Below are 11680 nucleotides of genomic sequence, written 5' to 3'. Positions count from 1 at the left end.
GCTCGTTTCACAAACTTGTGAAGACTGTAGGGTCACGGGGTGAGTGTCGAGGAGCCGACCATGAACGTGCCGCCCCAGCACGACGAGGAAGAGGTCCACCTCTTCGTCGAGCGGATGGCGATGGCCTTCGCCGAGGTGGGGTTCCCCCGGATGGCCGCCCGGGTCCTGTTCACGGTGATGAGCGCCGACGACCCGCTCACCGCGGGCGAGATCGCCGGCCGGCTCGGCGTCAGCGCGGCGGCGGTGAGCGGCGCGGTGCGCTACCTGACCCAGTTCGCCATGCTGATCCGCGAGCCGGTCAAGGGCTCGCGGAGTGACCGCTACCGGATGCCCGACAACCCGTGGTACGAGGCGACCATCACCAAGACCACGCTCTACAAGAACTTCATCGACATCGCCGCCGGCGGGGTCGACGCACTGCACGGCCGCAGCACGCCGGCCGGTGAGCGGGTGGCCGAGATGCGGGACTTCTTCCTCTTCGTACAGGAGGAACTGGAATCGCTCGGCGACCGCTGGCGGGCCCGGCGGGCCGCGACCGGGCACGGCGGCCCGGCCGGCGGCTGAACCGTCAGCGGGTGTTGCCCCAGCGCGCCTGCTCCAGCAGCTCCACCGCGCGTTCCCGGGTGGACGGGTCGTCGTCGGCGCGCAGCAGCGCCGTCGCCTCGTCGACCGCGTCGGTCAGGTGCCGCCACTGCAGGTCCCGTTCCCGCACCAGGTCCGACTGGGCGGCGAGCTGCCGCGTCTTCACCCACAGGTCGACGAAGACCGTCACCTTGGCGCGCAGCACCCACGGGTCGAACGGCTTGGTCAGGTAGTCGACCGCGCCGGCCGCGTAGCCGCGCAGCGCGAGCTGCGCGTCCTTGTCCGCGGCGGTCAGGAAGATGATCGGTACGTGCCGGGTGCGCTCGCGCCGCTTGATGTGGGTGGCGGTCTCGAACCCGTCCATGTCCGGCATCTGGGCGTCCAGCAGGATCACCGCGAAGTCGTCCACCAGGAGCTGCTTGAGCGCCGCCTCGCCGCTCTCCACCGCGACCGACTGCACCGGGAGACCCTGGAGGATCGCCTCCAGCGCCATCAGGTTCTCCCGCCGGTCGTCCACCAGCAGGGCCTTGGCCGTCTGCGTCACGCGTTCTCCTCGCCTCGACTCCGGCCGATCCAGGACGCCATCAGTTCGATCAGCTCGTCCAGGTCCACCGGCTTGGTGATGTAGTCGCTGCCGCCGGCGCCGAGCGCCGACTCCCGGTCGCCGGGCATCGCCTTCGCGGTCAGGAAGACGATCGGCAGGTCCGCGAACCGGTGGTTGCGGCGGATCTGCGCTGTCGTCTCGTACCCGTCCTGGTCCGGCATCATGGCGTCCATCAGGACGATGTCCACCTCCGGGTGCTCGGCGAGCTGGCGGACACCGTCCGCCCCGTTGTCCGAGTACAACACGGTCATCCCGTGCAGTTCCAACGCGGACGTCAGCGCGAACACGTTCCGCACGTCGTCGTCGATGATCAATACGGTCACGCCGTCCAGGCGCCGGGTCGCGGGCGTCTCCTGCGGCTGCGGCAACTCCATCGGCATGAGCAGCGACGACGGCAGGCCCGCGCGGCTCGGCGACGGTGGCGCCGGCGCCACCACCGCGTCCGGCGCCAGCACATCGGGTACGAAGAGAGTGAACGTCGAACCCTGCCCGGGCGCGGACGAGACGGTGATCGTGCCGCCGAGCAGGCGGGCCAGGTCACGGCTGATGGACAGGCCCAGCCCGGTGCCGCCGTAGCGGCGGCTGGTGGTGCCGTCCGCCTGCTGGAACGCCTCGAAGATCAGCGACAGCTTGTCGTCGGAGATCCCGATGCCGGTGTCTATCACGGTGAACGCGATCACCCGCTGCGCGTTCGTCAGCGCCGGCACGTCGAAGACGGCGTTCTCGGCCGCCGGGCCGATCCGCAGCGTCACCGCACCGTTGTCGGTGAACTTCACCGCGTTCGACAGCAGGTTGCGCAGGATCTGCTGCAACCGCTGAGCGTCGGTGACCAGCGCGGGCGGCAGATCGCGGCTCACCCGGACCTGGAAGTCCAGGCCCTTCTCCTCGGCCTGCGGCGCGAACGCCTGCTCGACGTAGCCGCGGATCTCGGCGAACTGGATCTCGGTGGGCTCCACGTCCATCCGGCCCGCCTCGATCTTGGACAGGTCGAGGATGTCGTCGATCAGCGACAGCAGGTCCGACCCGGCGCCGTGGATGGTCCGGGCGAACTCGATCTGCTTCGCGCTGAGGTTGCGCTCCGGGTTCTCGGCCAGCAGCCGGGCCAGCAGGAGCAGCGAGTTCAGCGGCGTCCGCAGCTCGTGGCTCATGTTGGCGAGGAACTCCGACTTGTACGCCGACGCCCGGGTGAGCTGCTGCGCCTTCTCCTCCAGGCCGAGGCGGGCCAGCTCGATCTCCCGGTTCTGCGTCTCGATGTTGGCCTTCTGCTCGGACAGCAGCTTCGCCTTGTCCTCCAGCTCGGCATTGGTGCGCTGCAACTCGGCCGACTGGTCCTGCATCTCGTGCGCCAGCCGCTGCGACTGCGCCAGCAGTTCCTCCGTACGCCGGTTGGCCTGGATGGTGTTCACCGCGACGCCGATGGTGAGCACCAGCCGCTCCAGGAACGCCAGGTGCAGCTCGGAGAACGTGGCCACGCCGGCGAACTCGATCACGCCGAGCAGCTCGCCCTCGAACTGGACCGGCAGCACCACCAGGTCGGCCGGGGGCGTGTCGGCCAGCCCGGACCGTACGACGAGGCGCCCGTCCGGCTGCGCCTTGACCCGGATCGTCCGGCGGGACAGGGCGGCCTGCCCGACCAGCCCCTCACCCGGGCCGAAGGTGACGTCGTGGCCGCGTGCCACGTACCCGTAGGAGGCGGTGAGCCGCAGCCGCATGCTGCCCTCGGAGCTGTCCGCCAGGAAGAACGCGCCGAGCTGCGCGTCCACCAGCGGGGTCACCTCCTGCATGATCATGCGGCAGACCTCGCCCAGGTCGCGCTGGCCCTGGAGCAGGCCACCGATCCGGGCCAGGTTCGAGTCCAGCCAGCCCTGCTCGGCGTTCTTCTTCGTCGTCTCCCGGAGGGTGACGATCATCTGGTTGATGTTGTCCTTCAGCTCGGCGACCTCGCCCTGCGCCTTCACGTTGATCCGCTGGGTCAGGTCTCCGCGGGTCACCGACGTGGAGACCTGCGCGATCGCGCGCAACTGCGTGGTCAGGGTGGAGGCGAGCTGGTTGACGTTCTCGGTGAGGTCGCGCCACGTACCGGAGACGCCCTTGACCTGGGCCTGACCACCCAGCTTGCCCTCGGTACCCACCTCGCGGGCCACCCGCGTGACCTCGTCGGCGAACGAGGAGAGCTGGTCGACCATCGTGTTGACGGTGTTCTTCAGCTCGAGAATCTCGCCCTGCGCGTCCACGGTGATCTTCTGGCCCAGGTCGCCGTTCGCCACCGCCGTGGTGACCGAGGCGATGTTCCGCACCTGGCTGGTCAGGTTCGACGCCATCGAGTTCACGTTGTCGGTCAGGTCCCGCCACGTACCGGAGACGCCCTTGACCTGGGCCTGACCACCCAGCTTGCCCTCGGTACCCACCTCACGGGCCACCCGCGTGACCTCGTCGGCGAACGACGAGAGCTGGTCCACCATCGTGTTGACAGTGGACTTCAGCTCCAGGATCTCGCCCTGCGCGTCCACTGTGATCTTCTGCGACAGGTCACCCTTGGCGACGGCCGTCGACACCTGGGCGATGTTGCGCACCTGCGCGGTCAGGTTCGACGCCATCGAGTTCACGTTGTCGGTCAGGTCGCGCCAGGTGCCGGCGACGCCGCGCACCTGCGCCTGACCACCCAGCTTGCCCTCGGTACCCACCTCGCGCGCCACCCGCGTGACCTCGTCGGCGAACGACGACAGCTGGTCCACCATCGTGTTGACAGTGGACTTCAGCTCCAGGATCTCGCCCCGGGCATCAACGGTGATCTTCTGCGACAGGTCACCCTTCGCCACCGCCGTGGTGACCGAGGCGATGTTCCGCACCTGGCTGGTCAGGTTCGACGCCATCGAGTTCACGTTGTCGGTCAGGTCCCGCCACGTACCCGAGACGCCCTTGACCTGGGCCTGACCACCCAGCTTGCCCTCGGTACCCACCTCGCGCGCCACCCGCGTGACCTCGTCGGCGAACGACGACAGCTGGTCCACCATCGTGTTGACGGTGTTCTTCAGCTCCAGGATCTCGCCCTGCGCGTCCACTGTGATCTTCTGACCCAGGTCGCCCTTGGCGACGGCGGTGGAGACCTGGGAGATGTTGCGGACCTGGCTGGTCAGGTTGCCGGCGAGCTGGTTGACGTTCTCGGTGAGGTCGCGCCAGGTGCCGGAGACGCCGCGCACCTGCGCCTGGCCGCCCAGCTTGCCCTCGATGCCCACCTCACGGGCCACCCGCGTCACCTCGTCGGCGAACGACGACAGCTGGTCCACCATCGTGTTCACGGTGTCCTTCAGCTCCAGGATCTCGCCCTGGGCGGCCACCGTGATCTTCTGCGACAGGTCACCCTTCGCCACCGCCGTCGACACCTGGGCGATGTTGCGCACCTGCGCGGTCAGGTTCGACGCCATCGAGTTGACGTTGTCGGTCAGGTCCTTCCAGGTGCCGGCCACGCCCGGCACCTCGGCCTGGCCGCCCAGCTTGCCCTCGGTGCCCACCTCGCGGGCCACCCGGGTCACCTGCTCGGCGAACAGCCGCAGCGTGTCGGTGAGCGAGTTCATCGTGTCGGCCAGCTCGGCCACCTCGCCGCGCGCCCCGACCGTGATCTTCTGCGACAGGTCGCCCTTCGCCACGGCCGTCGCCACCTGGGAGATCGACCGCACCTGCCCGGTGAGGTTCGACGCCATGGTGTTGACCGAGTCGGTGAGGTCCTTCCAGGTGCCGGCCACCCCGCGTACGTCGGCCTGGCCGCCCAGCTTGCCCTCGGTGCCCACCTCGCGGGCCACGCGCGTCACCTCGTCGGCGAACGACGAGAGCTGGTCCACCATCGTGTTCACGGTCCGGCCGATGCGCAGGTACTCACCGCGCAGCGGGCGGCCGTCTATCTCCAGCGCCATGTGCTGGGACAGGTCGCCGTCGGCCACCGCCACGATGACCCGGGCGATCTCGGTGGTCGGCCGGCCCAGGTCGTCGATGAGCGAGTTGACCGCCCGCTGCCCCTCCGCCCACGAGCCGTCCAGGCCCTCGTCGTCCAGGCGCTCGGTGAGGCGGCCGTCACGGCCGACGATCCGGCTGATCCGCCGCAGGTCGAGGTGCTGCCGTTCCTGCAACGACACCACGTCGTTGAAGGCGTCGGCGACCTCGCCGGGCAGACCCGCCCGCCGGGGCAGGCGCACCCGCAGATCGCCGCGCCCCACCCGGCGCAACGCCTCGACAAGTTCGCCGAGGAGCACCTCGTGGTCGGACGCGGACGGGTCAGCGGTCACCGACTGATTCACCGTGGCCATCGTTCCTCGCTCCGCTCGGGCTCGTGCGGTCACACGGGCCATCCCATCATTGTGCCGCGCGATCCGTCGAGGTCACCGCGTGTGATCGCGCGTCACGTGCGGTATCGCCCCGGATGGTGGGTTCGCCGGGACGCTTGGCACCCGGGGTGGGCGCGGTGGAGGATACGAAGGTGTCAGCGGAGGCAGGGCCTGCTAGCGGCGGCGCGGACGAGCGCGTCCGCCGGGTCCGCCTCCCCGCCGACCGCCGCACGCCGGCGGCGGCCCGCGCACTGGTCCGCACCATGTTGCTCGAAGCGCGGCTGCCCGAACTGCTGAACGAGGCGCTGCTGCTCACCACCGAGCTGACCACGAACGCCGTCGAGCACGCGCGTACCGAACTGGACATCGAGGTCGACACCGACCGCGACGGCCTCACCGTGACAGTCACCGACTTCGCCTCCGGCCCGGTCGACGAGCTGATCGTGGGCGTGCGCAACACCACGTCCGACATCACCGAGGTCGCCGCCCGGGGGCGCGGGCTGCTGCTCGTCGACCACTTCTCCAGCCGGTGGGGCACGACCTACCTGCCCACCGGCAAGGGCGTCTGGTTCCGCCTCGACCGGCCCGGCCCGGGTGGGTCCGCCCGGCCGTCGGCCGGCCCGCTGCGCGTCGTCGAACCGGACCGGACCGGCGACGGTACGCCGAGCGCCGCGGCCATGAGCGACCTGATGCAGCTCACCCCTGACGCGTACGCAGACGAGCCGCTGCCCGAGTTCGCCGTCGGACTGCTGACCCGGGTCGCCGAGATGGTGGGCGCCGCCGGTGGCACCGTCCGGCTGGACCGGGGCGACGGACTCGGCACCCAGGTCTTCGCCCGGTACGGCCGGCCGCCTCGCGAGGGCAACGAGCTGCTGCGCGTACCGCTCGCCGTGCACCGCCCGTACGCCGGGGAGCTGGAGCTGGACGCGGCGCCCTCGGCGTACGCCCGGCCGCTCGCCGTACTGGCCGCCGAGCGGCTGTCGCTGCACCTGGAGAACGACCGGCTGCGCCGCGCCGACGTACGCCGCTCCACCTGGCTGACGTTCCTGGCCGAGGCCAGCGAACTGCTCGCCCAGTCGCTGGACGTCGAGCTGACCATGGCACTCGTCCCGCAGCTCGTGGTGCCCCGGCTCGGCCAGTGGTGCGCCGTGCACACCACCGACGAGTGGGGCCGGCTGCGCCTCGCCGCGTCGAGCCACGCCGACGAGGCGATGCTGCCGCAGCTGCACCGGATCCTCCAGGAGACCGGCCCGGACTCGATCCAGTCCCGGCTGCGCGAGGCGTCCCGCAACGCCGCCCAGGTACCGCTCGGCGGACCGATGGAGGGCTTCGCCGTACCCCTGATCGCCCGTGGCCAGCGGCTCGGCACCCTCGCCGTGGGCCGGCACCAGCGGCAGCGGCACGACCCGGACGAGGTGTCGGTGCTGGAGGACGTGGCCCGCCGCGCCGCCCTCGCCATCGAGAACGCCCGCATCCACGCCGAGCGCCGCCGGGTCGCGCAGACGCTCCAGCAGTCGCTGCTGCCACCGGTGCTCCCGGTGGTCGAGGGCATCGGCTTCGCCGCCGAGTACGTCCCGACCGGCGACGACGCGGAGGTCGGCGGCGACTTCTACGACGTGCTCCCGCTTCCGGACGGCCGCTGGCTCGTGGTAGTCGGCGACGTATCAGGCAAGGGCGTGCAGGCCGCTGCCGTGACCGGCCTGGTCCGGGACGTGATCCGGGTGCTCGTCGGTGACGGCAAACCGCTGCCCGAGGTGCTCGGCCGACTCAACGAGACGCTCGTGGAGCGCGGCGGCGGACGCTACTGCACGCTGGCGCTGGCGGCTGTCGCACCCGGCGACGGCGACCAGCTCGACGTCTCGCTGCACCTGGCCGGCCACGACCGCCCGGTGCTGCTGCACGGCGGTGGAGGGGCGACGTTCGTCGGGGTCGGCGGTACGGCGCTGGGCCTGCTCGACACGATCACCACCCCGACCGCCGAGCTGACGCTCAAGCCCGGGGACGCGCTGATCTTCTACACCGACGGGGTCACCGAGCGGCGGCGCGGACGCGAGCTGTTCGGCACCGACCGGCTGCGCGAGTCGGCGGCGCCGCTGGCCGGGTACTCGGCCGACGTGGTGGCCGCCCGGCTGCGCGCCGCCACGATCGCGTTCTCGGTCGAGCCCCCGCGCGACGACATAGCCATCCTCGTCCTCCGAAACGACACCCCCTAGCCCTCCCGCCCCGCACCCGCACCCGCACCGTCGATCATGAAGTTGACCGCTCAATTCGCCCGTTTCCTCCCCGTCAACTTCATGGTCAACCCACTTCGGCACGCCACGGACGCCTCGATCACCGGGGCGAGGCCAGGCAGGGCCGGGCGGGGCGGGCTGGCGCCGGGGAGGGCGAGGCGGTCAGAGGCCGCCGGGGAGGCGGCCGGGGGCCAGGCGGTGGTGCGGGTCCAGGTGGGCCTTGGCGCTGCGCAGGCGCGGCAACGCTGGCAACTCGCCCCAGAGGTCCACGGCACGGCGTACCGCCGCCGGCGCGGCCACCACCACGCACCGGCCCCGCCGGGCGATCAGCACGCTGCGGACGGCGGTGAGGATCGAGGCGACCCGCTCGGGCGGCAGCGCGCCGGACAGTGCCGCGTGCACGGTGCCCGAGCCGGCCGAGCCGCGTACCGGCACCGGGCCGCCGGTGGCGTCGCGCAACGCGTAGACGGCGGCGTGCAGGTCGCCTATCGGCACCTCGATGCGCAGCGCCGTGTCGCCGGGCGCGAACGGGTAGCGCCCCCACCATTCCGGCGCATGGTGACCGACCATCGCCTCGGCACCGAGGACGGCGGTGAGCCGCTCGGCCCGCTCGGCCACGTCGGCCGGGCCGCCCTCCAGCAGCACCACCAGGCTGCCCGCCGCCGGTCGCCCGGTCACGGCCGGGTGGTCGGGGCGGTTGACCACCGACGGGTGCGTGGCCGGGATGCGACGCCGGGGCAGCGGCACCGGCACCGGCAGGTCCAGTTCGACGGCGGCCGGGTCGACGTCGGCGGCCAGGACGGCCCGGACCAGGTCGTGCACCTCCAGCGGCGTCCACACCGGACGGGACACCCAGAGCCGCCCGGCCGGCACGGCGTGCACCCGCATGGTGGCCGAGACCAGCACGCCGAGCCCGCCCTGCGAGCCGCAGAGCAGCCGGGCCACGTCGAGCCCGGGCACCTCGCCCCGGCCGAGGATCGCGCCCCCGCCACCCGGCCGGCCGGCGCCGCCGCCCGGGGCGGCCCGGCCGAGCGCCTCCGTGCCGGACTCGCCGACGCTGACCAACTCGCCGTCGGCGTCGAGGTAGCGCACCCCGACGAGCTGGGCGCACGGGCTGCCGTGCCGGTGCCGCAGCGGACCGGACTCGTCGGCGGCGAGCACCCCGCCGAGCGTCGCGCCCGGCGAGGGCGCATCGACGGGCAGCCGCCGGTTGGTGCGCGCGAGCGTGGCCTGGACCGCGCGCAGCGGCGTACCGGCGCCGATCTCGGCCACCGCCGCGTCGCGCGGCGCGTGCCAGACCCCGGCAAGGCGGCCGGTGTCGAGCATGATGTCCACCTGCGCCGGGGCGGCACCCCAGTCGATCTTCGTGCCGGCGCCGCGGGGCACCACTGTCAGGTCGTACGCGGCGGCCAGCCGCAACACCTCCGCCGCGGCGTGCGGACCGCCCGGCACTGCCACCCACCGGGCGGTACGGCCGGCCACCTCGTCGGCCGGGCCGGCGAATCGGGCGAACGGTTCGCCGCAGATCGCGGCCAGCTTCCGGGTGATGTCGAGGGCTCCGAGCCGAGGGGTGGAACGTGCCGCATCCGCCATGCCGATTATCGTACACATGTTCGAAAGGCCTGGCGGCGAGTCGCGAGTTTCGGTCGGCGGGCGAGCCCGGCGGCGGCCCGGCGACCGGTAACGTGGCGCCGTGACCGAAACCCCACCGCCCGTCGCCAAGCGCGTCCCGTCCGAGCGCGTCCACCACGGTGACACCGTGATCGACGAGTACGCCTGGCTCGCCGTCAAGGACGACCCGGACACGATCGCGTACCTGGACGCCGAGAACGCGTACACCGAGGCGCGCACCGCCCACCTGGCCGGGCTGCGCGCGGAGCTGTTCGAGGAGACGCGCCGGCGCACCCAGGAGACCGACCTGTCGGTGCCGACGCGCAAGGACGGCTACTGGTACTACACCCGCACGGTCGAGGGGCAGCAGTACGGCGTGCACTGCCGCCGCGCGGTGCGGGCGGGCGAGACGGCGCCCCCGGTCAGCGTGGACGGCGCCCCGCTCGACGGCGAGGAGGTGCTGCTCGACGGCAACCAGCTCGCCGAGGGGCACGACTTCTTCTCCCTCGGAGCGTTCGACGTCAGTCCGGACGGGCGCTGGCTGGCCTACTCCACCGACTTCTCCGGCGACGAGCGCTTCACGCTGCGGATCAAGGATCTGACCACCGGCGAGTCGCTGCCGGACGAGGTGCCGGACACGTTCTACGGCACGGCCTGGTCCAGTGACGCGTCCACGCTGTTCTACGTGACGGTGGACGAGGCGTGGCGGCCGAACCGGGTCTGGCGGCACACCGTCGGGACGCCGTCCACCGAGGACGTGGTGGTCCACCAGGAGGACGACGAGCGGTTCTGGGTCGGCGTCGAGCTGACCCGCTCCGAGCGCTTCGTGGTCATCGACATCCACAGCAAGATCACCAGCGAGGTGTGGGTGATCCCGGCGTCCAACCCGACCGGTGCGCCCGCCGTCGTGGCCCCGCGGCGTCAGGGCATCGAGTACGCGGTGGAGCACCACGGCCACCGCTTCCTGATCCTGCACAACGACGGCGCGGAGGACTTCGCACTCGCGTACACCTCGGCGGACGCGCCGGGTGAGTGGGAGCCGCTGATCCCGCACACGCCCGGCACCCGCCTGGAGGCGGTCGACGCGTTCGAGAACCACCTCGTGGTGTCGCTGCGCGCCAACGGGCTGACCGGCCTGCGGGTGCTGCCGGTGGGCAGCGACGACAGCTGGGACATCGACTTCCCCGAACCGATCTACAGCGTCGCGCTGGACGCGAACCCGGAGTACCGCACGAACGAGGTGCGGCTGCGCTACACCTCGTTCGTCACCCCGGACTCGGTCTACGACTACGACCTGGTGACCCGCGAGCTGACGCTGCGCCGGCAGAAGCCGGTGCTAACCGGGCCGGACGGGCGGGCGTACGACCCGGCCGACTACGAGCAGCACCGGGACTGGGCGCTCGCCGACGACGGCACCCGCGTACCGATCTCGCTCGTCTGCCGCCGCGACACGCCGCGCGACGGCTCGGCGCCCGCCGTCATCTACGGCTACGGCTCGTACGAGGCGAGCATGGACCCGTGGTTCAGGATCGCCCGGCTGAGCCTGCTCGACCGCGGCGTGATCTTCGCGGTGGCGCACATCCGGGGCGGAGGTGAACTGGGCCGGCGCTGGTACGACGAGGGCAAGCTGCTGGCCAAGAAGAACACGTTCACCGACTTCGTGGCCTGCGCCCGGCACCTGGTCAAGGCGGGCTGGACGGCGAGCGACAGGCTGGTCGCCCGGGGCGCCTCGGCCGGCGGCCTGCTGATGGGCGCGGTGGCGAACCTCGCCCCGGACGCGTTCACCGGCATCGTCGCGCAGGTGCCGTTCGTGGACGCGCTCACCTCGATCCTCGACCCGTCGCTGCCGCTGACCGTGACCGAGTGGGAGGAGTGGGGCAACCCGCTCGACGACCCCGAGGTCTACGCGTACATGAGGTCGTACACGCCGTACGAGAACGTGACCACCGTCGAATACCCGGCCATCCTGGCGGTGACCAGCCTAAACGACACCCGCGTGCTCTACCACGAGCCGGCCAAGTGGATCGCCCGGCTGCGCGCGCTCGCACCGGCCGGCGACTACCTGCTCAAGACCGAGATGGGCGCGGGCCACGGTGGCCCGAGCGGCCGCTACGACTCGTGGCGCGAGGAGGCGTTCGTCAACGCCTGGATCCTCGACCGCGTCGGCCGGGCCTGACCCGTTCCGGACCGGATGAGCGACGAGGATCAGCCAGGCCGGCGGGCGCCGGCCTGGCTGATCCTCGTGGTGGTCGCCGCCGCGCTCGTGGTCTGCTGCTGTTCGACGGTGATCGGCCTGACCGTCGCCGGCTCCGCCGGACTGCTCGGCCGCTGAC

General features: G+C 71.9%; 7 protein-coding genes. 4 read left to right on the top strand and 3 right to left on the bottom strand.

What is annotated here, in order from left to right; translation table 11 throughout:
- Positions 1–39 precede the first annotated feature (39 nt).
- Positions 40–564 carry a GbsR/MarR family transcriptional regulator gene (locus tag O7611_RS30110; RefSeq protein WP_269697991.1) on the top strand — a complete coding sequence of 175 codons (525 nt, stop codon included), beginning with the start codon at positions 40–42 and terminating at the stop codon, positions 562–564.
- Positions 565–568: 4 nt separating this feature from the next.
- Here O7611_RS30110 and O7611_RS30105 read toward each other — a convergent pair whose 3' ends face one another.
- Together O7611_RS30105 and O7611_RS30100 are read right to left on the bottom strand one after the other, a co-directional pair.
- Positions 569–1126 carry a response regulator gene (locus O7611_RS30105; protein ID WP_013283536.1) on the bottom strand — a complete coding sequence of 186 codons (558 nt, stop codon included), beginning with the start codon at positions 1124–1126 and terminating at the stop codon, positions 569–571.
- Positions 1123–5487, bottom strand: a complete 4365-nt coding sequence (locus O7611_RS30100; protein WP_194802085.1) for a HAMP domain-containing protein — start codon at positions 5485–5487, stop codon at positions 1123–1125. The genes O7611_RS30105 and O7611_RS30100 overlap by 4 nt, the downstream gene beginning before the upstream one ends.
- A 170-nt stretch (positions 5488–5657) precedes the next feature.
- Between O7611_RS30100 and O7611_RS30095 the strand changes: the two genes are divergently transcribed.
- Positions 5658–7718, top strand: coding sequence for a SpoIIE family protein phosphatase (locus tag O7611_RS30095; protein WP_194802086.1), 2061 nt, complete (start codon positions 5658–5660; stop codon positions 7716–7718).
- Positions 7719–7898: 180 nt separating this feature from the next.
- Here O7611_RS30095 and O7611_RS30090 read toward each other — a convergent pair whose 3' ends face one another.
- Positions 7899–9329 carry an FAD-binding oxidoreductase gene (locus tag O7611_RS30090; protein ID WP_269697990.1) on the bottom strand — a complete coding sequence of 477 codons (1431 nt, stop codon included), beginning with the start codon at positions 9327–9329 and terminating at the stop codon, positions 7899–7901.
- A gap of 100 nt (positions 9330–9429) precedes the next feature.
- On the opposite strand from O7611_RS30090, the gene O7611_RS30085 reads away from it, so the two are divergent.
- Both O7611_RS30085 and O7611_RS30080 read left to right on the top strand, forming a co-directional pair.
- On the top strand, positions 9430–11523 hold the full coding sequence (locus O7611_RS30085) for a S9 family peptidase (protein ID WP_194802088.1): 2094 nt from the start codon (positions 9430–9432) through the stop codon (positions 11521–11523).
- Positions 11524–11538: 15 nt separating this feature from the next.
- Complete coding sequence (locus O7611_RS30080) at positions 11539–11679, top strand: hypothetical protein (protein WP_194802089.1); 141 nt, start codon at positions 11539–11541, stop codon at positions 11677–11679.
- Position 11680: the final 1 nt, after the last annotated feature.

It is taken from the genome of Micromonospora sp. WMMC273 (assembly GCF_027460285.1).
Lineage (GTDB): Bacteria > Actinomycetota > Actinomycetes > Mycobacteriales > Micromonosporaceae > Micromonospora > Micromonospora aurantiaca.
This window is presented reverse-complemented; position numbering and strand designations above follow the sequence as displayed.

Bases quoted from the DNA above. Each gene is read 5' to 3' on its own strand.
- O7611_RS30100 (WP_194802085.1), bottom strand. From the start codon at position 5,487: ATGGCCACGGTGAATCAGTCGGTGACCGCTGACCCGTCCGCGTCCGAC.
- O7611_RS30090 (WP_269697990.1), bottom strand. From the start codon at position 9,329: ATGGCGGATGCGGCACGTTCCACCCCTCGGCTCGGAGCCCTCGACATC.
- O7611_RS30080 (WP_194802089.1), top strand. From the start codon at position 11,539: ATGAGCGACGAGGATCAGCCAGGCCGGCGGGCGCCGGCCTGGCTGATC.